This is a genomic window from Anaerotaenia torta (genome assembly GCF_050433395.1).
In the GTDB taxonomy this organism is placed as follows: Bacteria; Bacillota; Clostridia; order Lachnospirales; family Lachnospiraceae; genus Mobilitalea; species Mobilitalea torta.
Map to the genome: position 1 here is coordinate 239,458 of NZ_JBNPXH010000005.1, position 26,986 is coordinate 266,443.

Here is a 26,986-nt window from a genome sequence, read left to right on the forward strand (position 1 = left end):
CAGCACACAGTTTATGAGGAGGTTATGTATGAAAAGAAAAACCGTACTGGTTACCGGCTCCTCCAGGGGGATCGGTAAGGCCATCGCTGTGAAATTTGCCAAGAAGGGCTATAATGTGGTTATTAACTGTGCCCACAATGAAGACGCCCTGCTGAAAGCCAAAAGTGAAATAGAAGGCTACCAGGTCTCCTGCCACGCTTTTCTCGGGGATATGGGGAATTACGAGGATGCCAGGGAATTATTCCGCCAGATTAAAAAACTCTATACAAATATTGATGTTCTTGTCAATAATGCCGGTATCTCTTATATCGGCTTATTGACGGATATGTCCCCGGAGGACTGGAACCGGGTGATTACAACCAATCTGACCTCGGTTTACCACTGCTGCTCCCTGGCCGTTCCAGATATGGTCAGAAACCGGTATGGCAAGATCATTAATGTTTCTTCTGTCTGGGGCAGTGTCGGAGCTTCCTGTGAGGTAGCTTATTCCGCCTCCAAGGGCGGGATGAATGCCTTTACCAAAGCCCTTGCCAAGGAGCTGGCCCCCAGCAATATACAGGTTAATGCGGTTGCATGCGGAGCAATTGATACGGAGATGAACCATTTTCTTGGTGATATAGAATTAATGGATCTCATTGAAGAAATTCCCACCGGCCGGTTGGGCCGTGCCGAGGAGGTGGCAGATCTGGTCTACCACCTGGCATATAAGAACGAATACCTGACAGGACAAATTATCGGGCTGGACGGGGGATGGATTTAAAAATTTTACACTAGGAGGATACTATGCTTTTACGAAAAGAGAAAGGCGATTGTAATGAAGCACGCTGCATCGTCAAATATGTGCAGGATAGAATGGAAGGCAAGAAAAGCACTCCGCCGGAGATTTCTTTTGATCTGCATCAATCCGTATATGATCTGTTTAATCATTTTTTCAACAATGAGGCGCAGCTTTCCCAATCTGCAAAACAGCTTCTGGGCCTTGCAACAAAGATGAGTGATTTCGACGTCCATATGTCCCACATTGCCCATGATCTAAAATCCTTTTCCGAAGAGATCGCCGGCTTGAGCGAGTCCAATCTGGCAATCGTAGAGGAGACCACTGCAAGTATGAGCGTTGTGGCGGAAGCGGTGAATAATTCTTCTGAAACTCTGGAAAAGCTGGCTGTCGCTTCGGAAGAACTGATTGAAAGCAATAATTCCAGCCTTCAAAAAATCGCACAGGTCAATACCCTAAAGGAAAATGTAATGAACAATTCCTCCATTATGAACAGTCGTATCGAGGAATTGCTGGAGATGACCAATAAGGTAAATGAAATTGTAAGCAGCATCGGCTCTATCGCAGAGCAGACCAACCTCCTATCCCTCAACGCTTCCATCGAGGCTGCCAAGGCAGGAGAAAACGGAAAGGGCTTCGCTGTCGTTGCCTCGGAGATCCGGAAGCTTGCTGATACCACAAAGAAAAGTCTGGAGAATATGAGCACGGTTATGTCCGATATCCAGACAGCCGCGGAGAACGGGCGGGAGAGTATGATCAACACCATAGAATCCACCTCGGAAATGAGCGGTAAGATTGACGACATTTATTCTACGATGCAAAATAACATGCTGCTCTTCAACCGAACCATAGATAATGTTCGAGAGGTTAACACCACCATGGCAGAGGTCAAGATTTCCACCAATGAGATTAATACCGCCATGGATGCCTCCAGCAGTGATGCAGAAAGGCTGAGCCAGATGACCCGTGTCATTTCCGACGACTCGGAACAATGCGCTTCCCTGGCACAAAATATCACCGATATGGACGATGCTCTTTCGGATATAACCAAAGACCTCTTCTCTACCTTGAAGGGCGGGATGAGCAACCTGACCAACGAAGAACTAATGCTTCATATTGTCAATGCAAAACAGGCTCACGGAAAATGGCTGGCTACCTTACAGTCCATCGTCAATGACGGTATCATCTATCCTCTTCAGACAAACAGCACCAAATGCGCCTTCGGCCATTTTTATCATTCCATCAGCGTGGAGCATCCCTCTATACAGGAGGATTGGAATGCGATAGAAGAAGTACATAGTAATTTTCATGATTGCGGCGATAAGGTGCTGGAAGCAATCCGTAATTCTCATACAGACGATGCTTTGAAGCACTTCAAAAATGCCGAATTATATTCCAAGAAGATTTTCTCGCTCCTGGAAAAGATCGGGCAAGAGGTGGATCATCAAACAGCCATGGGAGTGCAGCTCTTTCAATGATCTCTTTCCACGCCCGCTTAAACATTACGTCAATGGTTGAAGTCAAAAATAGCGCCTCTGCTCTATGCAAGGCGCTATTTTGTATTTTATATATTCTAATATTATCTCTTGGAGAACTGGGGAGCTCTACGAGCTGCCTTTAAGCCGTACTTCTTTCTTTCCTTCATTCTGGGATCTCTTGTTAAGAAGCCTGCTTTCTTGAGTGCGGGACGGTAATCTGCATCTGCCTGTAATAATGCTCTGGAGATGCCGTGTCTGATTGCACCGGCCTGACCTGTAAAACCGCCTCCTCTAACGTTTACTAAAACATCGAACTTATCTTCTGTCTCAGTAAGTGCAAGAGGCTGACGAACGATTAACTTTAACGTATCTAAACCGAAGTAGTTGTCCATCTCTCTTTTATTAATGATAACCTTGCCTGTTCCAGCTACAAGGTAGACTCTGGCAATGCTGCTCTTTCTTCTTCCGGTTCCATAATATTTTGCTTTAGCCAATGTTATTTCCTCCTTTCAACCTCTTGATTAATACTTAATCTCTATTGCTTCCGGCTTCTGGGCGGCATGGGTATGTTCCGCACCGGAGAATATATGCAATTTTTTAATCATCGCTCTTCCCAGGGGTCCTTTGGGGAGCATACCTTTTACTGCAAGTCTGATTACTTCAGAGGAATCCTTCGCCATCATCTGGTTTAAGGTAGTCTCTCTCATACCACCCGGATAATCGGAGTGGTTATAGTAAATCTTCTGGTCCAGCTTCTTGCCGGTAACCTTAATCTTATCAGCATTTACAACAATTACATAATCACCTGTATCGATATGAGGGGTGAAGGTAGGCTTATTCTTGCCTCTTAGTATTGCCGCGATCTCGGAAGAGAGCCGGCCTAATGTATGTCCAGTAGCATCAACTACATACCATTTTCTTTCAATTGTTGCCGGACTAGCCATAAAACTTTTCATTGGTTTACCTCCTTATGAAAATGTGTTCTCTTATTCTCAAGCTTTTACGATTCACGATCGCAATACTATTACCGGGGCTTTGGCTCAAGTATTCTCACGTCACAATTCATTATTATATTACATGTTACCGGGTGTGTCAAGCATTTTTCCAATATTTATTGCAGGATTTTGGTATTCTATCATACGCGAAGGAGGATCTTACATTCGCAAGATCCCCCTTCCAACATTCCCCCATTACACTGCACATTGCCGTGTTACCATATATGTATAAAGCTGTAAATATGATATGTGTATAAAGCTTCAAATTTATTTTGGTGGTTTCCACCAATCTTTCTTTGATCTCGTCTTTTCATATTCAGTATTTAACCTAAAGTATCCTATACTCCTCATAAAGGGACTCCCGAATCTCTTCGTCATCCGTATTCCATTTTCGCTCCTTTATTCACTTCTTCCTTATATGTAATCAGGATATCTATCATTTAGCAGAAATAGAGCAGGAAACAGAAATCCCACTATTTGCGCAGTGAAAAAAAGGAGCTTTCGCTCCATAGCCTTTCGACTATTTCACAAAAGCTCCTTAATTTATGACATTGGTAATACTATTAATTCACTGATTATTTCATAGAACTCTGAATTACAGTATCTCTCATGTCAATAACATGCTTAACATAAACCCTATCTGCTCCATCCATTCCTACATACTCATAAATAGTCAGAGGCTTAACTTGATAGGTCGAACCATACATATGCTGGAAGTCAGGTGTTGCATGGAAATCAGCATTAGTAATATCAATCTCATTGCCATCAATCTTAAACTTGAAGCAATCCTTTAACGCTGCAAGTCCGATCTCCAGATTAGTAAATCTCTTCTCGATTGACATTGCAACCTTATCCTGTGTGTTCTTAACTGTAAATGTGGTAGTCCGAATTTCCTTACCACCTATCTTCACACCAGACTTAACAACATAAGTGCCATTTTCAAGCGGTTTTACAAACGGTTTTACTACCTTAAGCGTTGTGCCGCTTACAACAGGATAGTCAAAGCTGGTTAATGCTACGCTGGAGCCAGATACTGCTAATGCAACATCAGAACCTCTTCTAACTTCAATATCAGTAGAGGTATTCAACTCGGTAGTAATATCAGGATTAGATACCTTCTTATTAGCAGAATTGTATCCATATAATTGAAGAGTAGCAGTTGCGCCTGCAAAAGGCTTCTCGGAACCATCGCTATTCTTTCCTAACTTAGATTTTACATCGTAGGAATTTGCTGTAGCTTCGATCTTATAATATGCTACATTTTTATCCTTCGGCTTTTCTACTGTTACTGTGAAATAAGTATAGATCTTCGCATCCTTATTAGCATAATCCGTTACTGTTACCTTATAGGAGAATGTACCGCCGCCTCTAACATCAAGACCCTCTGTCAAACTATTATTTGCAGCGAACGGAACATCACTCTCATTCTGATTGGTCCTATATGCGCTACCACCGTTAAGCAATCCTCCAGCAATTTCATCGCTGCTTGCAGGCTCAACCGTAACTTCATGAGCAAGACCGTATTTGTCACCACTCTGATTTCTGACAGTTACCTTAACACTGCCACTGTTCTCGAACCAACCATATAACGGCAGGTTATTCTTATCCAATTCAATTCTTGCAGCTCTTTCCTGTCCTGTAACAGTAACCGCACATGCGCCTACAACCTTACCATCAACGGAAACAACTACCGATACGGCACCTTCTCTTGCAGGCCATAAAGCACCATCATTACCTACATAAAGAATATCATCATTGGATGATTTCATTTCCCAATTGTAACCGGTATCTTCCAGATTGTTGATCTTCTTTTCCTTCTTGTTCTCGTCAGTACCTGTTAACTGTACAAACAGTCTCTTATTTTCAGCACCTTTAAACACATTCTTTACAGGGCTGTCAAACTTAAGATCTGATGCTGACGACGTATTACTATTCAACACGGTATAAGCGCTCACTGTACCAAGCTGTGCTGCAGTAGGATCGACACAAGTAATAACCTGGTCATCAGTCAAAACTCCAGTTTCCCTACCGTCTTTATCATACTCATATGTTGCATGATAGGTAGCCTTAATGGTTGTAGTCTTGTTCAGCTCATACATATAAAGGGACGTTCCGTCAAAGGATACATCATCATTGCTGATCTTCTCAAGATCAACTCTTGCCTTTAAGATATTCGCTCTCTCATCATTACCGGAGGAAAGGATTACACCATTGGCATTCGTAAGGTTATAATTAACAGGGGTCTCTTTAAACTGATCCGCTGTGGTTGTGGTGATCTCAATACCGGTAACATCCTTGTAATCCGTAGTAGCCGATATAAAGGAACCTTTACCCATACCCTCAACATAAACATTGTAAGGAGTCTTCTCAATGAAAGGTGTGTACATCTCTACAGTAACAAGTTTACCTGTATCATCAAGCTTCAGTTCCTTAACAGGGATGTCTGTGTTGATCTCTGTTCCGCCAAGCTCATACCTTATCTTTAAGTTCTTCTCTCTCTTGTCTACACCATCTCTGAAATTGTCCACAACTTCCTGTGCAATTTTGCTGTCAAATTCCAATGTGAACTTATTCAGTGTGGTCTGCTTAACTTCCTTCAAAGAAACACCAACAACAACCTTATGTGTAGCCTCGTTGGAGGTTACATACTCAGCATACTTCTCTTTGTCAGACAGCCAAAGGTTGTACTTAGCCTTGGACTGGAACGCTCTTGCAGTAACTATATACTCGCCAGCTTCTTTTGCTACGAATACACCGCTGTCATGAACGATCGTTGCCTTATCGGTTTCCTTGCCTTCTGCATCAGTTACGGTCCATCTGGTAATAGCCTGGGAACCCTTGGTCAGACCGGCATATGTTACATAGCTTCTGTTAAAGTCAAATGCTTCGCCAACTGCTAACTTCTCAGCCTTGTCAGCATTGCTGATCTTTAACTCTTTGATGTTATCTCTTACAAGAACTTCAGCAGACAGCTTATAAAGCTCTTCGCCCTTCTTATCGGAGATCACAACAGTAACTTTAGTCTTACCAGCGCCCTCGGCTACTACTTCGCCGTTCTTAGGGTTAACGCTTACTACCTTCTCGTTAGCTGAGGTCCAGTTGTACTTCCAACCGGATTTCTTTCCGCTAATGTTGAAGTCATACTCACCCTTGCTGCCCTGATCAAGGAACAATGTCTTTGATGTAGAGTTCAGCTTCGGCTTCGCAGCTGCGAATGCGCCGGCGGCAGGAGCGAGAGCGGTAACGATCATCGCCAATGCCAGGATGAAGGATAACTTCTTAAAGAAATTCTTCTTCATATTCTTACTTCCTCCTTAAAATATATGGTTTGGTATTATATCCTGCGCTTCCCTCTCACTACCTTCACAAAGTTTGTAAACCCCGCAAAATATAGAAAAGGTAACGCCTAATATAATCTTCCAACAACAAGATGATTATAACAATAAAGGAAAAAAAGGTCAAGTCTTTTTATCCAAGTTAATTTGGATTTTTTACCAGCCGTTTCATCCGAAATCGCTGTAATTCCCTGCGCCGGACAGACTATATCTTAGTCAAAATGCTTGCGGGGATATTGCCCGCCTCATAGCATTCACCGCTTCCCTCTCCCCCCTGCGCCGATGTAGAATTAGGATGTGACTTCATCTTCGCCCGGGTTCAATTCTGCGGTTTCGCTACTGTTGCCTTGACTATGTTTATAATATGCACTTAGTTTATGTCAAATCTATGTCACGCCTTTGTCATAATTAGATTATTTTCAAAATTTCTTTCACCATTTCCTGCATTTCTTCCGTATCACATATCTTGGTATGCCGTACCGGGGCCATGCGCAGCTCCTCTACCGCCTTCGGAATCTCCGTCTTCGATACTTCGGCCAGCAGCAGCGCCTGCTCATAATCATCCTTCGGGATCTCCGGGAGGCCAAGGGCTTCCAGAACACTGGAGCCGAATTTGTACGGGCTGGCAGTGGACACAATTACCGTCTTCGTGGTATCCCCTGTTTCTGCCGCATACTTATCGTATACGCCGGCGGCAACCGCGGTATGGGTGTCTATAACATAACCATGCTCTTTATATGCCTTGGCAATTGCTTCCCTGGTCTCTGCCCCGGAAGCCCATCCGCCGAAAAAGCCGGCCAGATTGGCCTTCATCTGCGGCGTAATATCATAAGCGCCCCTTGCAGACAACGCCTTCATCAGCTCCGCTGTTCTGTCTGAATCTCCGTCGGCAATGTGATAAATAAGACGCTCCAGATTGCTGGATACCAGAATGTCCATGGAAGGTGATTCTGTTAATATGAACTCCCGGTTCCTGTCGTAGCAGCCGGTTTTAAAGAAATCATATAACACCTTATTCTCATTGGACGCACAGATCAGCTTGTCAATGGGGAGTCCCATAGACTTCGCATAATACGCAGCAAGGATGTTGCCAAAATTGCCGGTGGGGACGACAAAATTAATCTTCTCTCCCTCAGCCAGCTCTCCTCTCTTATATAAAGAAATATAAGAATAGACATAGTATACAATCTGGGGCACCAGTCTGCCGATATTGATGGAATTGGCGGAGGAGAACTGATATCCTCCGGCCTTCAGACGGGCAGCCAGATCCTTGTCACTGAATATATTCTTAACGCCTGTCTGGGCGTCGTCAAAATTGCCGCGAATTCCGATGACATGGGTATTCTCTCCCTTTTGGGTCACCATCTGCTTCTCCTGGACGGGGCTGACACCATCCTTGGGGTAGAACACGATGATTCTGGTTCCCGCCACATCGGCAAAACCGGACAATGCCGCCTTTCCTGTATCTCCGGAGGTAGCGGTCAATATGACAATCTCCTCCTCTACCTTATTTTTTCTGGCCGCCTTGGTCAGCAGATGAGGCAGGATGGATAAAGCCATATCCTTAAACGCAATCGTAGCTCCGTGAAACAGCTCCAGATACCATACTTTATCAAAGCATGCTTCGCCCGCCTTCCGTAAAGGGGCGATCTCCGGTGTATCGAATTTGGCGTCATAGGCACTGGCGATACAATCCTTCAGCTCCTCTTCGGTATAATCAGTCAAAAACAGTCTCATTACCTCATAAGCCGTCTCACGGTAATCCAACTCGGACAGCTCTTTTACTGTTTTTTGAAAAACCGGGACCGTCTCCGGAACGAATAAGCCTCCGTCCGGGGCCAATCCCTGTAACACAGCCTGGGATGCGGTTACCCTTCTGCTTGAATCTCTTGTGCTCCTGTACATTAGGTTCATATTTGTTTTGATCCCCTTTACTTGAAGTTTCAAGTATTATAACATGGTGTTCCAGCAGACACAATACGCTTTTTCTCTGTTTTACTTTTCCTTGTAGAACTCGTGGCCGCCATGTTTGAACAGCCATACCAGATTCTTGTCAAACCACTTGGAGTTACGCGATGAGGTAATCTTTCTCGCCATGAAATACAGGGCGCCCTCAGAATGATCCTCACCCTTCAGTGCGCGCACTACTGCCTTCTTTGTTTTATCCGACACCTTCACGGACCAGTAGCTCTTATTCTCGATGGGGGAGAACTGATACTCGCCGTCCTTGTTTTGGAATATTACATCCTCCACAGTATCCGGAAAGTTCTTATCGGCAATTCGGTTCATGATTACGTTCACGATCAATATCTTGCCTATGGCATCCTCGCCCCCGGCTTCCGCCTGAACAATCCGCTGCAGCATACCAATTTCTTTTTCGGTTATATCATAGACATATTCACTCTTTGCCTCTTTCGCCGCTGTGTCTTTTTTTGCCTCTTTCCCGGCCTTCCCTGCTTTTTCGTTCGTTTCTGCTTTTTCGTTCGTTTCTGCTTTTTCGTTCGTTCCTGTTTTTCCGGCGGCCTCTGCTGTTTCGGTTATCGCTGCTGTTTCACTTACCGCGGCGCTCCCGGCATCCTCCGCTGTTTCATTTCTCTCTCCTGATAAATCCGCAGATAAGCTGTAGATCTCATTCTGATCGGTCTTTGGCAGTGCAACTATACTGCTGACAGATCCCATGGCGGGGATAAATTCTTCCGGGTATAAATCGCCGGTAAGCTGTTGTTCCTGTCCCATCCTTCCAAGGCCCATTCCAGATAGTTCTGCCATGGCATAAGGATATAATTCCTTTGACTGAAGGACTCTTGCCGTAATCTTTGCAGGTTCCGGAACGGGCTGGTCCTCCTTCTTCTTCGTTGCTGTCTCTTCATCTGTTGTGCTTATCCCTGCCGCTGCCGAATTAATATTGTAAAATACATCGGAGCCTACAAACAGCATCATTACGGATAATGCATATGCAATGAAAACCATTACAAAACCATATTGGCTTTCATGCATTTTTCTCTTTTGAAGAAACAAATTTATTAATGACATAAACTTTTCCTCTTTTCACTGATAATTGTTTCCATTTAATGGAACGTTTGGTAATGATATCAGCATTATAGGCAACTGATGATTTTGTGTCAATAACGCAACTTCAATTTCGTTATAAACCACGATCACAGAACCCCTCTATTTACCAGTATAGGAAAAATGCAACAATATTATTCCATTCCAGCCGCAATATTTTCATTTATTTTGCACAAGCTAAATTTAACATTTTATTAACGATATATTAAATTTTTTTACTGCTTTTTCAAATGTTTATACATATTCTACTGCTTTAGTACGTTTTTGAGGTTCCAAATGGGTCATTCTACACAAATGGACCGTAATAAATTGTTAATATATTTTTTGTCGTTTCAGCACTTATTATTGGAAATAGGATCCTTGCACCAATATTCCATTTCTGCTATATTGGTTAAAAGGCGGTGAGTTTATGTTACCTGGAGTCTATCTGGCCTGCACAAAGGCCGGGAAGGTATATTATCGGGCAAGTATTACTTATCTGGGCAAGCACATCAGTCTGGGGAGCTATGCCACTGAAGCGGAGGCCGGGCGGGCTTACCGGGAGGCACAGGCGGCACTGAATCTGAGAGAGGAGGCTTCCGGAGCACCCTGCTTCAGCGGCACAGACACTGCAGTCCCCGGAACCGGCACGGACAGCCCAATCTGTTTTAGGGATGCAGGCGGTCCGGCAATCGGAGACTATCCTGATGACTGCGCTCTTTCCTTTCATAAATGGGTGGTTTTGATTAATTTCCGGGATAACGGCATTTACTTTAAGAACCCGATTTATCTTAAGAAAAGGTATTTCCTTTATTATCTGGATCAGAATACCTGCCTGCGGTTTGATGCCGAGGATCTTTTTTATTATGCCCATCATAAGATCATGAGACGGGGAGGGCATCTCTTTGTATCGGATTATGGGATGCAGGTGAATATCCTGTCCCGGTACGGCATTAAGAACTATGCCGTTCCCGGAAAGGATTATGTCTTTGCTAACGGAGACAATACGGATTATAGTTATTATAATATAGAAGTAATTAATCCTTATCGCGGAGTAACGCAGATTTCTTTTAAGGGGATGCCCTGCTATCTTGCCAAAATACATATTAACGGAGATTATTTGATTGGGCGGTATCAGAGCGTGGAAGAGGCGGCCATCGCTTATAATAAGGCGGCTCTCTTATTAAGAAATAAGGGAATGAAAAAGAACTTTCCTCAGAATTTTATAGAGGGGATGGATGCTATTACTTATGCCTCTGTTTATCAAAAGCTTCGGATCTCCAAGAAATTGATTCATTATGCGGAGGGGCTGGGTAAAGGACAGCCCCACAGCAAGATCGGTTACGGCGGTTCATAAAGTCACTTGCAATTGGCTGGGCAGGACGACAGTAAATACCGTTCCTTCCATATCACTCTGAGCCTCGATGGTACCTCCATGCATCCCGATTATACTCTGGGCAATGGCAAGACCGAGACCGCTTCCCCCTGTTTCACTGGAGCGCGAGGATTCAATCCGGTAGAAGCGTTGGAAGATGCGCTTCAGATCCTCCGGAGGGATGATGTCTCCAAAATTGGTTACCTTTATTGTTACATCGGTTTCCATCTTTATGAGCTGTATTATGATCTTTCTTCCCTCACGGCCGTACTTAATGGCATTGCTGATCAGGTTGGCAAACGCCCTGGACAGAAGATATCCGTCCGCCATGATTACGGCAGCGCCCGTCATGGTCCGGAATTCGTATTCCAGATTATACTCTGAAAAGCTGGGATAGAATTCATCCACCAGCTGGTTGAGCAGCTTTACCATGTCCACCTCGGTAAATTCCGCTTTAACCTCGCCAAAATTGAACTTTGTATAAGTGAACAAATCCTCGATGAGCTTTTCCAGACGCTTCGACTTGCTGTAGGCGATGCCGATGTATTTCATCTGGGTGTCCTCCGACAGTTCCTTGGAGGATACCAGATCCAGGTATCCGATAATGGAGGTGAGGGGCGTACGAAGATCATGGGCAACACTGGTGATCAGCTCATTCTTGGCATATTCACTCCGCCGCTCATTTTCCATTATCTCTTTGATATTATCAGCCATCTGATTCAGCTTCTCCGCCAGCAGGGCAAATTCGTCCTCATTGTTGATTTCTATCCGGTTTCCGAAATTCCCCCGGGATATCTGATTAATTCCATCTATCATTTCCGTAATATAGTTTATGAATTTCTTTGTAAGCAGCAGAAAATAAAAGATGAACAGCACAATTCCCACTGCCGCTGTTATAATCATTACAAGCGCCGCCGAGGCTCCTGAGAGCTCCTGGATGCTTTTTCGCAGCAGTATATAGGCACCGATATAAAGTATCCCAATGGTCAGCAGCATGTACAGCAGACTCAGAATACTATATAGGACAATCTCAAAACGAAAGCTTTTAAATATGCTGTTATCCAGTCTGATACTTTTGTATTTATTCTTCAATCTTGTACCCTACTCCCCATACCGTCTTAATGATCTGTGCGTCCCTGGAATCCATCTCTATCTTCTCCCGGATTCTGCGGATATGAACCATTACCGTGTTATTTGCTTCATACATCTTCTCGTTCCAAACACGCTCAAAGATATCGTCGGTGGAAAATACCCGGCCCACGTTACTGGCTAACAGGTGTAATATTTCGAATTCAATGGGTGTCAATTTTACATCTTTGCCGTATGCCGTGACCTTATGATTCTCTTTATTTATTGTCAGGTGATCCAGGACAATCTCCTTATCCTGCTTCTCATCATGGGAATTCGGATTAAATTTTGTATACCTTCTGAGCTGGGATTTTACTCTTGCCGTAAGCTCCAGAGGATTAAAGGGCTTGATCACATAGTCATCCGCGCCGGTCCCAAGTCCGATGATCTTATCCAAATCGGCGGAGCGGGCGCTCAGCATGATAATCGGCACCGTGCTGGTCTCACGGATCTTCTTGCACATAGTGAGCCCGTCCATTCCAGGCATCATGATATCCAGGATCACCAGCTTAATATCCTCTGCCTCCAGAAGCTGCAGCCCTGCTCTGGCACTATTGGCCTTATAAACCTGATAGCCCTCACTGACCAGGTGAATTTCCACCAGATCCGCGATATCCTTATCATCATCCACTACTAAAATCCCGATCTGTTCCATTATTAATCTCCTCATTCTCCAATATCTATTTTTTTACAATATTTGCAAACAAACCAGTTTATGCGGTCTCAATAGCAGTCCTTCCAAAGATAAGTACTTTACATGTCCCTCCGCCCATGATAAAATACAACCTGTGAGCAGCACAGGTGATCGCGCCTTATAAGGTGAGGAAAGTCCGGGCTTCGCAGGGCAGAGTGCCGGATAACGTCCGGTGGAGGCGACTCCAAGGCCAGTGCAACAGAAATATACCGCCGGAAAATACGTTGTTAACAACGTATTTTCCGGTAAGGGTGGAAAGGTGGCTTAAGAGACCACCGCCTTACTGGTAACAGTAGGGGGCCATGTAAACCCCACTCGAAGCAAGACCGAACATAAAGCGATACGGTTGCCCGCCGTGCTTTAGGGTAGGTCGCGTAGTATCTGCCTGCGCCTGCGCATACGTGCGCATGCGCAGGCGGTACTGGAGCCGCATGGTAACATGCGGTCAAGATAGATGATCATCCGAGACAGAACCCGGCTTATCGTGCTGCTCATACCTTAAAACAGCTTCCTCCTACAAATTCTTTCAAAATCGAATTCTTCGGCACCGTTTCGCTGGGAGCCCCGATGAAATAGTCCAGAAACTTCAGAAGCCGTTTTGCTTCCACATATTCCTCGCAATTTCTGTCAATTCCAAATAAGATCGGTTCGGCATACTGTTTCAGTATCGATAATTCATATATCAGAGCCGAATTGAACATAACATCCGCATCCTCCTGGAAGGGGAAGATGTTCTCGTCCTCGCCGCGCCTTACGGAGGGCCACATGGAAATTGTCTTCTGAGCGGAAGCCCCTCTGGTTCTGGCATCCCTTACCATTCTCCGCAGCAGCCGCCCGTCCGTGGTAGGAATCCGATTGTGTTCATCAATATTTAACTGCGTCAGAGCGCTGATATAAATCTTAAATTTGCTTTCTCTCGGAAGGGAATAAGATAATGCGTCATTTAAGCCGTGAATTCCCTCAATCACCAGAATATCCTCCGGCCCCAGCTTCAGAAAATTCCCTTTATATTCCCTCCGTCCGGATACGAAGTTAAATTCCGGTATCTGTACCGTCTCGCCCTTCAGCAAGGAGGTCATATCCTGGTTGAACTGCTCCAGGTCAATGGCATACAGGGACTCAAAATTATAATTTCCATCCTCATCCAGGGGAGTCTTCTCCCGGTCAACAAAATAATTATCCACTGCGATAGGATGAGGCTTTAGGCCGTGTGCCTTCAGCTGAATACTGAGACGGTGGGAAAAGGTAGTTTTTCCCGAGGAGGACGGCCCGGCAATCATAATGAATTTCTTTCCTTCGGCACGTTTTATCATTTCCGCAATATCACTGATTTTCTTTTCCTGAAGCGCTTCCTGCACCAGAATCAATTCGTTCAGGCTGCCGCTGGAGATCACGTCATTTAACGCTCCCACATTGCGAATGTCCATCATCTGGCCCCAGATGTTCGATTCCTTTAAGGTCTCATAGAGCTTGGGCTGGGGAATGAACGGGGTTACAACAGCGGGGTTCTTCCTCTCCGGCAGCAGGAGCAGAAAACCTTCATCGTATTGGAGCAGATCAAAGTATTTTAACATGCCGGAGCTTGGCGGCATATAGCCGTAATAATAATCCTCAAAGCCGTCCAGACTATAGATATTAGCCTTGGAAACACGGCGGTAACGAAACAGCTTCTCTTTATCATGCATGCGATAGCAGCGGAATAATTCGATTGCATCATCTGTTCCAATGCTGCGTTTCATAAAGGGGATATCCCTGCGGACCAGCTCCTCCATTCTTCTCTTGACCGCAAGCAGGCGTTCCTGCGTCAGGGGCTCCTTCCCCTTGTAATCACAGTAAAGCCCATTACCAACCATATATTCTACGGATACCTCGTCCACGTTCTCATTTCCGAATTCCGCGTAGAAGGCCTTGAGCATCATCAGAATCATTCCTCTTTGATAGGTCTTCTGCCCCGCGCTCTCGGCGGTGGTTACAAAACGAATGGAGCAGGATGCCGTTACTCTCTTGAAAAGCTCCCGCAGCTTGTGATTGACAAAGGCCAGTATGATCTGATCATTGTAATCCTTCTGAAAATCCCTGCTGATTGCCAGAAGGGAAGTGTTGGCCGGATATTCGTATTCCTTTCCGTTAATCTCAACTCTTATCTTCTCGTCCATCTGAGTACTCATTCGATCTACCTCTTTTCTTTCTAAGAGCAGGTTCAAAGCTTAATAGCACCCGCATCCCGGCTCTTTTTATTTTTATGGTTACAGAAATATAGCTACTCCCGGAAGTATTCCAATCCGCTCTGAATCAGCTCCAGCTTCTCTTCCATTTCCCTGCTTCTGATCAATGCGTTCTCTGTCTCTTCCTTATACAGAAGCTGCAGAATATTCTCGCATAATTCCCTCTCCCAATTCAGATAAGAATACAATACCGGGTGCTTTTCCTCCAGCAGAAGCCTTCCATAATAGAAATGTTCCCTTTTTGTAAGGAAATAAAGCTCCGGCGCATCCGACAACTCCTCCGGGACCGCTTTCATCATCATATAATATTTACCGTCCTCTGTCAGCATATTCTCTTTTATAATAAGAAACCGATGCTCTGCCAGCATCTCCCTCACTTTATTTATTTCAGACTGGGGCTGCAATATGACTTCCCTGGCTTGATGAAAGCATTCCGGCCCCTCCTCCAGGATCTGTTTTGTTAAGGCTCCTCCCATTCCTGCAATCAGAAGAATATCGGCCTCTCCTGGCCTCAGCTTCTCCAGACCGTTGGACCTTCTGGTCTCTATCTTATCTGATAAGCCGTATTTTACGATATTCTCCCCGGCACGCTCGATGGGCCCCCGGTTCACATCCATTGCAATGATGTGCTCCGCTATCCCATGCTCTGCCAGATAGATCGAGGTGTATGCATGATCACAGCCTATATCGGCAACTCTGTAGCCCGGTGTCACAAGACTGGCCACCGCATGCAAACGCTTTGACAGCTGCATAATTGTCTCCATTTCTATGAATTTTTCCGTATCGGCATATTTTATCTTAACATTTTTTACTGCCGATTTCCATACCGATTTTAAATCCCCGCAAAGAAATACCGGCAACCTTCTGCGCAAAAAGGCTGTGAATTTTCCCGGCCTGCACCGCCGCAGAAAATCCACAGCCTTTTCCAACAAATGTTCTGTAACTTTTTATTCTAAATAATCCTTTAACTTACGGCTTCTGCTGGGATGTCTCAGTTTTCGGAGCGCTTTTGCCTCAATCTGGCGAATTCGCTCCCTGGTCACATTGAACTCCTTGCCCACCTCTTCCAGTGTCCGGGCTCGTCCGTCATCCAGACCAAAACGAAGCCGCAGAACCTTCTGCTCCCGTTCGGTCAAGGTGCCCAGCACCTCCACCAATTGCTCCTTCAAAAGAGTAAAGGCGGCCGCATCTGCCGGCACCGGCACATTATCATCCTGAATAAAGTCTCCCAGATGGCTGTCCTCCTCTTCGCCGATGGGAGTCTCCAGAGATACCGGTTCCTGAGAGATTTTCTGTATCTCCCGCACTCTGTCCACCGGCATGTTCATAACCTCGGAGATCTCCTCCGGGGACGGTTCCCTGCCTAATTCCTGAAGCAGCTGGCGCTGTACACGGGTTAATTTATTGATTGTCTCCACCATATGAACCGGAATTCGAATTGTCCTTGCCTGGTCTGCGATTGCTCTTGTGATAGCTTGTCTGATCCACCAGGTAGCATAAGTACTGAACTTGTAACCCTTGCGATAATCAAACTTCTCTACGGCCTTGATCAGTCCCAGATTCCCTTCCTGTATCAGATCCAGGAACAACATTCCCCTGCCGACATAGCGCTTTGCAATGCTGACCACAAGCCGGAGATTCGCCTCGGCGAGACGCTTTTTCGAATAGTCGTCACCATCCTCCATCTTCCTGGCCAGCTCTATCTCTTCATCCGCATTTAGCAGCGGTACCTTGCCGATCTCCTTCAAGTACATCCTTACCGGATCTTCTATGCTGATACCCTCCGGGATGGACAGATCCAGAGGCTCCAGCTCTTCCTCTTCCAGGATAATGTCCTCTTCTTCCTCATCTTCGGATATCCGGAGGACATCGACGTTGTGCTTGTCCAGAAAATCATATATTTTCTCAACCTTTTGAGGATCCAGTTCCATATCCGCAAAGAAATCGTTGACCTCCTGGTACTCCAGGACATTCTTCTTCTTCTCGGCAAAAACCAACAGTTCCTTCAGCCTCTCCGTAAACTTTACAATATTTTCGTCCATAGATAATCCTTCCTTCTTCCGCTCTTTTTATATTTTAACCATCATTTGATGAAATATGCAATTCCTGCATGTCCCCGCCCGGCACAAATCTGACCGGCCATACCGGACTGCCCGCCAGGCTCATTCCATCAAAGCCGACAGCCTTCCTCCCTTTGAAAGGCACTTGCTTTACCAATGAATACTCCGCTTCTTCAGTTCTGCCTTCTCACGAATGATCTTCATCAGCAATTCCGTATCATTCACTTCAATTGCCTTCTGGCTCTGCCGGTCCAGGCTGTTCTCCTTCAGCCGCATTACGGTATCCGCCACTGCCTTCTGCCATCCGTTTTCATCCATCTCACCGCGGATACCTGCGGAAAACAGAGCCGCCACCTCGGACTGCTCTTCCCTGCTCTCGAAAAAGCTGATGATCTTCGCCGGATTGACCGCCCCTTCCTTCCCAAACTGGCCAAAGACAAGCGCCGCCACCTCTTTATAAATTCCTTCTGTAAAATCCTCAGGGGAAAGAACATCTTTTATCTTATCAAAGAGCGTGTTATCCTCAATGAGCCAGGTCAGCATAAGCTTCTGGGATCTGGATATTCCGTCCTCCTGGGGCTTTCCCCGGCGGCCCTCTCCCTTGCTCTCCTTCGGCTCATTGATACCGGTGACCAGCTGGGAGCCGATCCGGTTCACCAGCCTGCGAAGCTGTTCCACGTCGATCTGGTACGCTTTTGCCACCGCTTCAATATAAAAATTACGTTCCAGCTCCTCCCGGAAGACCGTTAACCGTCTGGAGGTTTCATGGAAGAACTTCGTCTTCTGTTCCGGGTCGGACATATCATATTCCTTCTGCAGAACGTCAATCTCAAAAAAGAAACTGTTTTTTGCTTCCTCAATCCGTTTTTGATATTCCCCTGCACCCAGATTCTGAATGAATTCGTCCGGATCCTTATAAGGCCGCATGTCAACGATCTTAATACTGAGACCGGCTTCTTTCAGAATCGGAATGGCACGGAGCGCCGCCTGGGTTCCCGCCTTGTCACTGTCAAAGGTCAGGAGCACCTCGCTTGTGTAGCGCTTCAGCAGACTGGCATGGAAGCTGGTGAATGCCGTTCCCAGCGCGGCTACCGCATTGGTAAAGCCCGCCTGATGCAGGGCAATTACATCCATGTAGCCTTCACAAATGAGAAAATAGGATTTCCGGGAGGCCTTTGCAAAGTTCAGCCCGTATAAATTCCGGCTCTTTTCAAATATTCTTGTTTCCGGCGTATTGAGATACTTGGGTACCTCCGGCCCGGCATTGCCCATAATTCTGCCGCCAAAGCCGATTACCCTGTGGTTGGCATCCATAATGGGAAACATTACCCTGTCCCGGAACTTGTCCCTTCCGCCCAGGCGCTCATCGATGGTTACCAAACCTGTCTGGGATAGGAAATCATCCTCATAACCCTGCTTTTTCAGATAACGGTACAGGTCATCACTGTACCGGTTGGAATAACCCAGTCCAAAATGCCGGATGATATTCTCCTCCAGTCCCCGCTTCACCAGATAGTCATAAGCTGCCTGCCCCTCCGGGTTTTTAAACTGATAATAAAAATACATGGCCGCCAGTTTATTTACTTCCAATAATCTCCCCCTGAGGTCGGACTGTCTCTTCTGCTCCTCCGTCATCTCCTGTTCCGGGAGCGCAATCCCCGCTCTCTCCGCCAGATGACGAAGGGCCTCCAGAAAGGTATAATTTTCATATTCCATAATAAAGGTAAAGACATTGCCGCCGACTCCGCAGCCGAAGCAATGGTACATCTGCTTGGAACCGCTCACGGAAAAGGAAGGGGTCTTCTCATTATGGAACGGGCATAATCCCATGTGATTACTGCCTTTTTTCTGCAACCTTATGTAGGAGCCGATCACACTTACGATATCATTTCTGCTTCTGACTTCTTCCACCAGCTCGTCCGGATAAAACATCGTGCTCCTCCTCTTTCTGTCCATTCTATCTTCTGTCCCGCCAATGCAGTATCAAGCATACTTAATATTCCCATATGATATTTAATATACGCTCCATGCAGACGGGATCATCAATTCTTTGAATTTCGCCACCGCATAACGGTCCGTCATACCGGCAATGTAGTCACATACCACACGATAGGGCGGCTCGTCCAGGTTCTTCATTCTCTGTATGAATTCCTCCGGGAGCTTCTCCAGATGCTCCATATAATACACAAATAAGGTCTCCAGCAGACGCTCCGCCTGTTCTTCCTGGCTCTTGGCCCGTTGATTCATATATACATTCTTAAACATGAATTCCCGCAGACAGCGCATGGCTGCCTCTATGTCAGGAGACATGATAATATCATTCTTATTCTCACTGTTGGTTATAATATCATGCACCAGGGTATCCAGGCGTTTTCCCAGATTATGTCCCAGGATATCCGTATATTCTCCCGGAAGCTCTTCTTCCCGGATAATCCGTCCCCGGATTGCATCATCTATATCATGGTTAATATATGCTATCTTGTCACATAACCGAACAATCTTTCCTTCCAGGGTAGCCGGCTTTCCCTCCGTCTGATGATTGCGGATGCCGTCCCTTACCTCAGCCGTCAGATTCAGCCCCCTTCCGTGATTCTCCAGCACCTCGACCACCCGAATACTTTGCAGATGATGCTCGAAGCCCGTGGGACAAATTCGGTTTAAGGCTCTCTCTCCGGCATGACCAAAGGGAGTATGCCCCAGATCATGGCTCAGGGCGATGGCCTCCGTCAGGTCCTCATTCAGCAGTAAGGCTTTTGCTATGGTACGCGCTATCTGGGACACCTCAAGGGTATGGGTTAATCTGGTTCTGTAATGATCCCCCTCCGGAGCCAGAAAGACCTGAGTCTTATGCTTCAGTCTTCGAAAAGCCTTACAGTGCAGGATGCGATCCCTGTCCCTCTGATAGACCGGACGGATATCACAGGGTTTCTCCTCCGCTTCCCTGCCTCTGGATTGGTCGGAAAATGCTGCATAGGGACTCAGTATCTCATGCTCTCTCAGCTCCAGCCTCTGCCGGATATTGCTGCACTGCCGATAATCTGTGCTCTGTTCCATATCAATTCCTCCCTTCTGCATCCATATTACAAAATAAGGTCCCATGTTACAGTAATATAATGCGTGTTCCTACAATCTCAGGATACCATGTAAATGTGGTTGTCCTTATAGCCTATACTACTAATATTCTACATAGTACTTCTATTTCCTTTTTTATTTTTAGATAAAATTTGATGCAAGGACGGGCGCAAGAATTCGCTTGTTTTATATTAAATCAGATTAAGGAAAGCCCAGGTTACAGGAAATCCCATTTTCCATAACCCGGGCCTTACATAAATTATTCTCATTCGCAGCAAAGCTTTCTTACCGCGGCCCGCCAAAGAATGATTGAATCGTGCCAGTCTTCAGGATTTGCCGCATTTATCCTTTGAGCCACAGGAGGAACAGCCGTCACAACAGGACTTCCCCTCCTTAATATTCCTTGTCTTTCTATAAATTACAAATCCGGTATAGCCGAGAATTAATACAATAAGAATGATTCCAGGCATAAGCAATACTCCTTTCCTTAAAATAAACACACTGACAACCGCTATAGAAACAGGCTTCCAATCTGGTAAATCAGGGTAGATACCAGCATGGCAATCCCAAGCTGGAACAGGATGGTGAATACCGTCCACTTTGCCGAACGCATCTCTCTCTGGATTACGCCGATGGTGGCTGCGCAGGGAATATACAAAAGGCTGAATACCATCAGAGCGTATGCATTCAGTGCGCCAAAGCCGCTGCCCGCAAGAATCTCCGTCAGACTCTGCATTCCCTGAGGAGAGGTGATATTTCCTATTTGAAACAATACACTGAAGCTGGATACCACCACTTCCTTGGCCGCAATGCCGGAGATCAGGGCCACTACAATCTGCCACATTCCCAAGCCTGCCGGCTTTAACACCGGGGCAACCGCTCTTCCGGCGATGGCTCCGAAGCTTTCCGACATATCGCTTACCATTCCCGACGGACCGAAGTTCAGGATAAACCAGATTACAACAGATGCTGCAAATATTGTTGTCCCGGCTTTCGTAAGATATTCCTTTACCTTCTCCCATACATAAATAAAAATGGTCCGCATATTGGGGGATTTGTATTCCGGCAGCTCGATCAGCAGGGTGTTGCTTGCACTCCGGTCTGATTTGTTGGTCAGGGCAAAGGCTACCAGAATCGCCACTGTAATTCCGATGAGATACATGGAGTATGCTGCCAGCATCGCATTTTTCCCAAAGAACATCTGGGAGAACAGCACATAGATGGGAAGCCTGGCGCTGCAGGACATGAAGGGAGTTACCAGTATGGTTTTCCTCCGGTCCCGCATGTTCTCAAGAGAACGGGACGCCATGATTGCAGGCACCGTGCAGCCAAACCCCAGCAGCATCGGGATAAATGCCCTTCCGGACAGACCCAGCTTGCCCATAATTCCATCCATAACATAGGCTACTCTGGCCATATATCCGCTGTCCTCCAGGTATGCCAGAGCCAGGAACAGGATGAATATATTCGGGAGAAAGGTCAGGATGCCCCCTACTCCGGCAATAATTCCGTCCACTATAAGGGAGGTCACAAAATGCCCTGCATTGATTTTCTCAAGGAGGAAGACCGCCCCATCAGAAAACACTTCCAATCCCACCTCAAAGCCTCCCTTGATCCAGTCACCGATCTGGAAGGTGAAGAAGAATACCAGAGCCATAATTCCCAAAAAGATCGGCAGACCGAAAAACCGGTGGGTCAAAATCCGATCAACCTTATCGGTGGATGCAGCTTTTTTATCCTTATTTACCAGTACTTCCTCTATGATTTCTTCTATAAAATCATATTTTTGATTTATAATTTCCTCTTCATAACATAATTCATTATGTTTACTGTGCTTAATGACTCTGGAAAGCTCCAGCGGATACTTTGCCATAACGGCTTCATCCATCTCCAGAAGCTTGATTGCATGCCAGCGGAGGTTGGGAATCTGCCCGTATTGATTCGTGAGCAGCTCGCTGACCTCGTCAATCTTATCCTCAATGTCGTCACTGTAGACAACAGGGTATTCCTTATGATGCTCATGACGGTGCTTCCGGCCATCTTCCAGCTTATGAGCATATTTCCCGCCCCTTCTGTCATGATGATGCTCCAGGTTAGAATCCAGCGTCTTATCCTTGTGATGGGATACGGTATGCATCAGTATATCCAGACCGGTCTTCTTCCTTGCGGATACGGGGATAACGGGAATGCCCAGCATCTCCGGAAGGCGGTGAAGATCAATCTCCATTCCCCGTTCTTCCACAATATCCATCATATTCAATGCAAGAACCACCGGTTTTCCCAGCTCGATCAACTGCAGGGTCAGATACAGATTCCTCTCCAGGCTGGAGGCATCCACAATATTAATTATGACATCCACATTGGAATCCAGGATGTATTCGCGGGTAAGCCGTTCCTCCATGGTGTAGGAGGTGAGACTGTAAATTCCCGGCAGATCCACCAGCCGGAAGCGGTGATCGTGATACCGGAAGGCTCCTTCCTTCTTCTCTACCGTAACTCCGGGCCAGTTCGCCACCTTCAAATTAGCCCCTGTATATGCATTAAACAGCGTCGTCTTTCCGCAGTTGGGATTTCCGACAAAGCCTACCTGTAATTCATTTTTCATCGGGATGCCTCCTTCGTATGTATCGTCTCCGCAATTTTTTCCCCCACGGCCAGTCTGGTGCCCCTGACCATAATGATCACAGCCCCGCTGCGGCTTCGATTCAGCACATTGATACTGGTTCCCCGGGTAAGTCCCAGTGCCTCCAGTCTCCGTCTCGTCGCAATATCCAGATTCAATGAGCTGACCTTATAGGTCGATCCTATTTCAGCATCCAATAGTGTCATAGTACGCTTCCTCTCTCAGTCGATATGTAAAACTTTTGCTGTAATTGATAATAATTATCATTCGCTCCTACATTATAATCTTATACATCCCTTTTGTCAACCGAAGGATATTCCCCTCCATAACGTCCCCTTAGAATGGAGCGGATCAGCCTGGGACAGGGAGGAGAGCCTGATGCTCCCGTAATGCACCGTATGGAAGAGATGTGATTGGATTTGTATGGCAGAGACGAACATATTTGTACGGCTGTGCCATACAAATCCAGTCATATGTCTTCCATCCTGTGTGTGAGGGAGCATCAGGCTCTCCTCCCTGTCCCAGGCTGATCCGCTCCTCTCCCTTTTGTCAATATAATCTTTTTTTCATTTATAATCGACACATTTCTCCATCCGTTGAATATGATATAGTAGGTAGTTGATTTAGGCTGCAAGAGCCGGTCATACTACCCGATAGCAACGAAAATATCGGAGATCCGCCGCTCCGTTCGTTGTATATGAATGCATAAAGCTGCGCACTCAGATGGTTGAAAAAAAGACCTGATTTCCTTCCTTGGAATCAGGTCTTTCCTCCATATGATAAGTTATCGGCCGCGCCGTCTATTTCGTCTCCCGGTTTCCTCTCATGGAATAAACACAGCCGCAATAATCCTGACGATACAGGGAATATTCCCTGGAAAGCTCGATGGATCGTTTGTATCCATTTCGTTTCTTGAAATCCGAAGGCAGATACCGAAGCCCATACTCTGCTGCCAGCCGGTTTCCGATTTCATTTAATTTATCCGCATTCTTATGAGGGCTGATGGACAGGGTGGATACAAAATATTCAAAGCCTTCCTCCTTCGCCATGCGTGCCGCCTCCCGAAACCGGAGTTCATAGCATTCGAAGCAGCGATCCCCTCCCTCCGGCTCACCTTCTTTACCCCGGACCGCTTCATAATACCGCTGCGGCTCATATGTCCCGGCCCGAAAATGAACTTTGCCGGCAAGAGGCATTGTCCCGATCAAATTCTTCTGCTCCTCTTCCCTTCGGGAATATTCTTCCGGGGGATAGATATTGGGATTGTAATAAAAAACCGTGATCTCAAAATAATGGGAAAGATACTCCAGCACATAGCTGCTGCAGGGTGCGCAGCAGCTGTGAATCAACAGCTTCGGTCTGCGGTTCTCCTTCCCAAATCTTTCAATCAATTTATCCAATTCCTTCTGATAATTCGTAGTTTGATGCACTAGATCAGCTCCAGCTTCCTTAATATATTCTCAAATTTATCCTGGTCAATGGGCTTTCCTGCATATGCCGTACAGCCCAGTTCAAATGCTTTGGTCACGTTTCTGCCCTCGTTCAAGGCGGTCGTCATAATGATCTTGGCCGTCTTTTCAAATGGAATTTGATGCTCCTTCTCGATTTCCCGGATTTTCTTCAGGGCCGCATATCCATCCATGCCCGGCATCATAATGTCAAGGCAGACCAGGTCATAGCCTTCCCCGGCCTCCAAGGCCATGGTAAAGGCCTCCACCGCCTCCTGGCCGTCTACCGTAATATCACATTCTCCATATTTTTGTAAAAATCTCATCATAAATTTTCTGCTTACAAAATCATCTTCTGCTAATAACACTCTCATTCCCTTCTTCCTCCCGGTTAAAATAGTTAAGTGTTACGCTGCTCCTGATAAGATTCTCCGTTTTCCTTTAAATAATCCTCTAAAAAAGAAAACAAACGCTCCATTTCCTCATCCGTGCCGATCGTAATCCTCAGATAATTGTCAATTCTGGGGGCGTTAAAATAACGGACATAGATATGATTCCTTCTCAATGCCTCGAAAATTTCCTTTGCCGGAAGTCTCTTGTGGGAGGCAAGGATAAAGTTCGCCCCGGATTCCGGAAAATGAAAGCCCAGCTCCCGAAGTCTCTGCTCCGATCTTGCCCTGGTCTGCAAAATCCCGGATATCCTGTTTTTATAATACACCGCATCCTTCACCGCCTCCACTCCTGCCTGGATGGAGGTCAGATTCATGGTATAAGAATTGATAGAATATTTCACATCGTTCAATGCTTTAATCAGCGCCGGATTCCCCATGGCATAGCCAATTCTCATCCCTGCCATGGAACGGGACTTAGAGAAGGTCTGAACCACCACAAGATTATCATACCGCCCGATCAGCTCCACCGCTGATGCGCCGGAAAAATCAATATATGCTTCATCCACAATCACGATCACATCCTGATTGTGCTTCAGGATATCCTCTATCAGAGATAAATCCTCGTAAATGGAGGTAGGGGCATTCGGATTGGCAATGACAATTCCCCCGTTGTCCTTATAATAATCCTCTCTTCTGATTCGGAAGTTCTCATCCAGCTTCGGCCTCTCGTACGGGATACGATACAGATCGCACCAGACCGGATAAAAGGAATAGGTGATATCGGGGAATAATACGGGCTTCCCGGAGTTAAAAAAGGTCAAAAATGCTGTGGCAAGTACATCATCCGATCCCACTCCCACAAAAACCTGCTCCGGCTTCAATTGATAGTAACGGGCCAGTTCCGAAACCAGGGGCTCCCCCTTCACATCGGGATACCGTCGCAAAAGATCCGCGTCCAGCTTTTCCAGAACAGCCTTTACTCCGGGAGCCGGAGGATACGGATTCTCGTTGGTGTTCAGCTTCACCATATCCCTGCCGTCCGGCTGTTCCCCCGGAATATAGGGAACTACAGAACGAATATTTTTCTCCCAAGGTCTCATCATCTTCCATACTCCTTCGCAAGCTGACGGAATCTGGGCAGGGACCGCTCAATCATACTATAATCCACACAGTAGGCAATTCTGCAATAGCCCGGACATCCGAAGGAAGCTCCCGGCACAACCAGAAGATTATGCTTCTTGGCCGCGGCGGAGAATGCCTTATCATCCTCCTCCAGAGCTTTTACAAAGAGGTAGAAGGCTCCCTGAGGCTTTACGCATTCATAGCCGAAGGAAACCAGATTGTTATACAGCAATTCCCGGTTGCGGTTATAGATTTCCACATCCACTTTAGCCTCCAGGCACCTTGCCACCGCCCGCTGAATCAGGGACGGGGCATTCACATAGCCCAGTATCCGGTTCGCCACATTGACCGCTGCCGCTACCTCTGCAAAATCATCCACCTCCGAAGGAATTACAAGATATCCGATTCTCTCTCCGGGAAGGGAAAGGGATTTGCTGTAGGAATAGCCTACAATGGTATTCTTATAGTATTGGGTAATATATGGCACCTCCGCTCCGTCATAAACCAGCTCCCGGTAAGGCTCGTCTGAGATCAGGTAAATGGAGGTATTATATTCTTTCTGCTTACGATACAGAATCTCTGCCAGCTCCCGTATTGTCTCCTCGGAATATACCACTCCGGTGGGATTATTGGGGGTATTGACAATAACTGCCTTGGTTCTTTCGGAAAGCTTTTGCTCAAATTCCGTCAGATTCGGCTGGAAATCAATCGTGTTGGGAGCGACCACCACCAGCTCTCCGTCAAAATTGCTGACATAATTGCGGTATTCCCCGAAGAAAGGCGCAAATACCATGACTTCATCTCCGGGATTCAATAATGTCTTAAGGATTACATTCAATCCTCCCGCAGCTCCTACGGTCATCACAATATTTTCATAACTAAAATTCGTATCGTATCTGCCGTTAATGGAGCCTGCAATTCTCTCTCTGACATCTTCAAAACCGGAATTGTTCATATATCCGTGAAGTAAATTCGGTGAATCCTCCTGAAGCACCTGAAGAAGGGCTTCCTTAATCTCTGCCGGCGGTTCTACACTGGGATTGCCCAGGCTGAAATCAAATACATTTTCCGCACCGTGGATTGCAGCCAGCCTCTTCCCTTCTTCAAACATCGCTCTGATGACAGAGCTGTTCTTTACTAATCCAATCATTTTTTCTGAAATCATCGTATCCCTCTTTTCCGCCGCAGCCACACAAACACTGACCAACGGCAAGCC

22 protein-coding genes and 1 other RNA gene are annotated in these 26,986 nt (G+C 46.2%); 4 read left to right on the forward strand and 19 right to left on the reverse strand.

Annotation, left to right across the window (positions count from 1 at the left end; all coding sequences use genetic code 11):
• Positions 1–28: 28 nt before the first annotated feature.
• Complete coding sequence (gene ymfI, locus HNQ56_RS10445; protein ID WP_429145417.1) at positions 29–760, forward strand: elongation factor P 5-aminopentanone reductase; 732 nt, start codon at positions 29–31, stop codon at positions 758–760.
• 23 nt (positions 761–783) lie between these two features.
• Complete coding sequence (locus HNQ56_RS10450; RefSeq protein ID WP_429145419.1) at positions 784–2,253, forward strand: methyl-accepting chemotaxis protein; 1,470 nt, start codon at positions 784–786, stop codon at positions 2,251–2,253.
• 101 nt (positions 2,254–2,354) lie between these two features.
• Here HNQ56_RS10450 and rpsI read toward each other — a convergent pair whose 3' ends face one another.
• The 5 genes from rpsI to HNQ56_RS10475 all read right to left on the reverse strand — a co-directional run bounded on the left by rpsI (position 2,355) and on the right by HNQ56_RS10475 (position 9,616).
• The gene (gene rpsI, locus HNQ56_RS10455; protein ID WP_429145422.1) at positions 2,355–2,747 is read right to left on the reverse strand and encodes a 30S ribosomal protein S9; all 393 of its coding nucleotides are present in this window, start codon (positions 2,745–2,747) and stop codon (positions 2,355–2,357) included.
• Between the two features lie 27 nt (positions 2,748–2,774).
• Positions 2,775–3,209 (reverse strand): 50S ribosomal protein L13, encoded by a 435-nt coding sequence (rplM, locus tag HNQ56_RS10460; protein ID WP_429145425.1) that lies wholly within the window; start codon positions 3,207–3,209, stop codon positions 2,775–2,777.
• Positions 3,210–3,823: 614 nt separating this feature from the next.
• Positions 3,824–6,547, reverse strand: a complete 2,724-nt coding sequence (locus HNQ56_RS10465; RefSeq protein WP_429145426.1) for a hypothetical protein — start codon at positions 6,545–6,547, stop codon at positions 3,824–3,826.
• 444 nt (positions 6,548–6,991) lie between these two features.
• Entirely contained in the window at positions 6,992–8,497 is a 1,506-nt protein-coding gene (gene thrC, locus HNQ56_RS10470) for a threonine synthase (RefSeq protein ID WP_429145429.1), read from the reverse strand.
• Between the two features lie 81 nt (positions 8,498–8,578).
• Complete coding sequence (locus tag HNQ56_RS10475; protein WP_429145432.1) at positions 8,579–9,616, reverse strand: cell wall hydrolase; 1,038 nt, start codon at positions 9,614–9,616, stop codon at positions 8,579–8,581.
• Positions 9,617–10,061: 445 nt separating this feature from the next.
• Between HNQ56_RS10475 and HNQ56_RS10480 the strand changes: the two genes are divergently transcribed.
• Positions 10,062–10,988: an AP2/ERF family transcription factor gene (locus tag HNQ56_RS10480; RefSeq protein WP_429145435.1), complete on the forward strand. Its 927-nt coding sequence runs from the start codon at positions 10,062–10,064 to the stop codon at positions 10,986–10,988.
• Here the strand turns inward: HNQ56_RS10480 and HNQ56_RS10485 are convergent.
• Together HNQ56_RS10485 and HNQ56_RS10490 are read right to left on the reverse strand one after the other, a co-directional pair.
• Entirely contained in the window at positions 10,983–12,098 is a 1,116-nt protein-coding gene (locus HNQ56_RS10485) for a sensor histidine kinase (RefSeq protein WP_429145437.1), read from the reverse strand. The genes HNQ56_RS10480 and HNQ56_RS10485 overlap by 6 nt on opposite strands.
• Entirely contained in the window at positions 12,088–12,789 is a 702-nt protein-coding gene (locus HNQ56_RS10490; protein ID WP_429145439.1) for a response regulator transcription factor, read from the reverse strand. Before HNQ56_RS10490 ends, HNQ56_RS10485 begins: the two co-directional genes overlap by 11 nt.
• A gap of 134 nt (positions 12,790–12,923) precedes the next feature.
• Here HNQ56_RS10490 and rnpB point away from each other — a divergent pair.
• Positions 12,924–13,326, forward strand: an RNA gene (rnpB, locus tag HNQ56_RS10495) — RNase P RNA component class A.
• Here the strand turns inward: rnpB and HNQ56_RS10500 are convergent.
• The 12 genes from HNQ56_RS10500 to HNQ56_RS10555 all read right to left on the reverse strand — a co-directional run bounded on the left by HNQ56_RS10500 (position 13,320) and on the right by HNQ56_RS10555 (position 26,935).
• On the reverse strand, positions 13,320–14,996 hold the full coding sequence (locus tag HNQ56_RS10500; protein ID WP_429145442.1) for a uridine kinase family protein: 1,677 nt from the start codon (positions 14,994–14,996) through the stop codon (positions 13,320–13,322). The two genes, rnpB and HNQ56_RS10500, sit on opposite strands and share 7 nt — an antisense overlap.
• A gap of 92 nt (positions 14,997–15,088) precedes the next feature.
• Positions 15,089–15,925: a tRNA (adenine(22)-N(1))-methyltransferase gene (locus HNQ56_RS10505; protein WP_429145445.1), complete on the reverse strand. Its 837-nt coding sequence runs from the start codon at positions 15,923–15,925 to the stop codon at positions 15,089–15,091.
• Between the two features lie 75 nt (positions 15,926–16,000).
• On the reverse strand, positions 16,001–17,095 hold the full coding sequence (rpoD, locus tag HNQ56_RS10510; protein ID WP_429145448.1) for an RNA polymerase sigma factor RpoD: 1,095 nt from the start codon (positions 17,093–17,095) through the stop codon (positions 16,001–16,003).
• 168 nt (positions 17,096–17,263) lie between these two features.
• Positions 17,264–19,045, reverse strand: coding sequence for a DNA primase (dnaG, locus tag HNQ56_RS10515; RefSeq protein ID WP_429145451.1), 1,782 nt, complete (start codon positions 19,043–19,045; stop codon positions 17,264–17,266).
• Between the two features lie 81 nt (positions 19,046–19,126).
• Positions 19,127–20,167 carry a deoxyguanosinetriphosphate triphosphohydrolase gene (locus HNQ56_RS10520; RefSeq protein WP_429145454.1) on the reverse strand — a complete coding sequence of 347 codons (1,041 nt, stop codon included), beginning with the start codon at positions 20,165–20,167 and terminating at the stop codon, positions 19,127–19,129.
• A gap of 344 nt (positions 20,168–20,511) precedes the next feature.
• A complete protein-coding gene (locus tag HNQ56_RS10525) occupies positions 20,512–20,655 on the reverse strand; it encodes a FeoB-associated Cys-rich membrane protein (RefSeq protein ID WP_429145456.1) in 144 nt (47 codons plus the stop codon).
• A gap of 41 nt (positions 20,656–20,696) precedes the next feature.
• Positions 20,697–22,790, reverse strand: a complete 2,094-nt coding sequence (gene feoB, locus HNQ56_RS10530) for a ferrous iron transport protein B (RefSeq protein ID WP_429145459.1) — start codon at positions 22,788–22,790, stop codon at positions 20,697–20,699.
• Positions 22,787–23,014, reverse strand: a complete 228-nt coding sequence (locus HNQ56_RS10535; RefSeq protein ID WP_429145462.1) for a FeoA family protein — start codon at positions 23,012–23,014, stop codon at positions 22,787–22,789. The genes feoB and HNQ56_RS10535 overlap by 4 nt, the downstream gene beginning before the upstream one ends.
• Before the next feature lie 594 nt (positions 23,015–23,608).
• Positions 23,609–24,238, reverse strand: a complete 630-nt coding sequence (locus tag HNQ56_RS10540) for an epoxyqueuosine reductase QueH (protein WP_429145465.1) — start codon at positions 24,236–24,238, stop codon at positions 23,609–23,611.
• Positions 24,238–24,630 carry a response regulator gene (locus HNQ56_RS10545; protein WP_429145468.1) on the reverse strand — a complete coding sequence of 131 codons (393 nt, stop codon included), beginning with the start codon at positions 24,628–24,630 and terminating at the stop codon, positions 24,238–24,240. Before HNQ56_RS10545 ends, HNQ56_RS10540 begins: the two co-directional genes overlap by 1 nt.
• 26 nt (positions 24,631–24,656) lie before the next feature.
• The gene (hisC, locus tag HNQ56_RS10550; protein WP_429145648.1) at positions 24,657–25,748 is read right to left on the reverse strand and encodes a histidinol-phosphate transaminase; all 1,092 of its coding nucleotides are present in this window, start codon (positions 25,746–25,748) and stop codon (positions 24,657–24,659) included.
• On the reverse strand, positions 25,748–26,935 hold the full coding sequence (locus tag HNQ56_RS10555; RefSeq protein WP_429145471.1) for a pyridoxal phosphate-dependent aminotransferase: 1,188 nt from the start codon (positions 26,933–26,935) through the stop codon (positions 25,748–25,750). The genes hisC and HNQ56_RS10555 overlap by 1 nt, the downstream gene beginning before the upstream one ends.
• Between the last annotated feature and the right edge of the window lie 51 nt (positions 26,936–26,986).

Coding starts and splice junctions, on each gene's coding strand:
- ymfI (WP_429145417.1), top strand. CDS start 29: ATGAAAAGAAAAACCGTACTGGTTACCGGCTCCTCCAGGGGGATCGGT.
- HNQ56_RS10450 (WP_429145419.1), top strand. CDS start 784: ATGCTTTTACGAAAAGAGAAAGGCGATTGTAATGAAGCACGCTGCATC.
- rplM (WP_429145425.1), bottom strand. CDS start 3,209: ATGAAAAGTTTTATGGCTAGTCCGGCAACAATTGAAAGAAAATGGTAT.
- HNQ56_RS10465 (WP_429145426.1), bottom strand. CDS start 6,547: ATGAAGAAGAATTTCTTTAAGAAGTTATCCTTCATCCTGGCATTGGCG.
- thrC (WP_429145429.1), bottom strand. CDS start 8,497: ATGAACCTAATGTACAGGAGCACAAGAGATTCAAGCAGAAGGGTAACC.
- HNQ56_RS10475 (WP_429145432.1), bottom strand. CDS start 9,616: ATGTCATTAATAAATTTGTTTCTTCAAAAGAGAAAAATGCATGAAAGC.
- HNQ56_RS10480 (WP_429145435.1), top strand. CDS start 10,062: ATGTTACCTGGAGTCTATCTGGCCTGCACAAAGGCCGGGAAGGTATAT.
- HNQ56_RS10490 (WP_429145439.1), bottom strand. CDS start 12,789: ATGGAACAGATCGGGATTTTAGTAGTGGATGATGATAAGGATATCGCG.
- HNQ56_RS10500 (WP_429145442.1), bottom strand. CDS start 14,996: ATGAGTACTCAGATGGACGAGAAGATAAGAGTTGAGATTAACGGAAAG.
- rpoD (WP_429145448.1), bottom strand. CDS start 17,095: ATGGACGAAAATATTGTAAAGTTTACGGAGAGGCTGAAGGAACTGTTG.
- dnaG (WP_429145451.1), bottom strand. CDS start 19,045: ATGTTTTATCCGGACGAGCTGGTGGAAGAAGTCAGAAGCAGAAATGAT.
- HNQ56_RS10520 (WP_429145454.1), bottom strand. CDS start 20,167: ATGGAACAGAGCACAGATTATCGGCAGTGCAGCAATATCCGGCAGAGG.
- HNQ56_RS10525 (WP_429145456.1), bottom strand. CDS start 20,655: ATGCCTGGAATCATTCTTATTGTATTAATTCTCGGCTATACCGGATTT.
- feoB (WP_429145459.1), bottom strand. CDS start 22,790: ATGAAAAATGAATTACAGGTAGGCTTTGTCGGAAATCCCAACTGCGGA.
- HNQ56_RS10535 (WP_429145462.1), bottom strand. CDS start 23,014: ATGACACTATTGGATGCTGAAATAGGATCGACCTATAAGGTCAGCTCA.
- HNQ56_RS10545 (WP_429145468.1), bottom strand. CDS start 24,630: ATGAGAGTGTTATTAGCAGAAGATGATTTTGTAAGCAGAAAATTTATG.
- hisC (WP_429145648.1), bottom strand. CDS start 25,748: ATGAGACCTTGGGAGAAAAATATTCGTTCTGTAGTTCCCTATATTCCG.
- HNQ56_RS10555 (WP_429145471.1), bottom strand. CDS start 26,935: ATGATTTCAGAAAAAATGATTGGATTAGTAAAGAACAGCTCTGTCATC.